Here is a 640-nt window from a genome sequence, read left to right on the forward strand (position 1 = left end):
GAAGTAAACTACTAGGGGAGGGGACTTTATGAGGAAAAAGAAAATGGAAAATCCCATCAAAATACACGCGCAACAGTCGGAGGGAAAAGCATTTGGAGACCCGCGACTGATAAAAAGGGGGCAGCATTATACGAAGCAATGGGAAAACATCAATCAATCAGCATTCGACAAATAAGTAGAAATAGGGCCGAACAAGTGGCATACTACCGTTTTTTGGAGAATAAAAACGTGACAGTAGGGGAATTAGTCCAAAGCCTGTCAGACCACTGCGTGTCCCAGGTAGAAAGAAAACATATATTAGCAATCAGTGATACTAGCGAAATTAACTTACAGTCTCATGTAGGTAGGTTGAAAGCAGAAGGAATAGGGGTCGTAGGAAACAACACAGATGTAGGATTTTATCTTCATCCCACCCTAGTATTGGATGCAGAAAATGGATTTCCCTTGGGGGTCAGCACAGTAAAACTGTGGACAAGAGACATCAATCATGGGGATAAGCATCAGCGCAATTACCAAAAATTGCCGATAGAAAAAAAAGAATCCTATAAATGGTTGCGTTCTGCCGATGAAACCCAACAGTGTTTAAGTCTAGGTGGAGCCAAAATGGTGACTCATATTGCCGACAGAGAAAGCGATATAT

General features: G+C 41.9%; 1 pseudogene. It reads left to right on the forward strand.

Features of this window, described 5'->3' with window-relative positions:
* Positions 1 to 138: 138 nt before the first annotated feature.
* Positions 139 to 640, forward strand: a pseudogene (locus tag ACM0OP_RS24295) (IS4-like element ISSysp3 family transposase); the annotation flags it as partial.

This window comes from Nodularia chucula CCY0103 (assembly GCF_963923915.1).
Taxonomy (GTDB): Bacteria; Cyanobacteriota; Cyanobacteriia; order Cyanobacteriales; family Nostocaceae; genus Nodularia; species Nodularia chucula.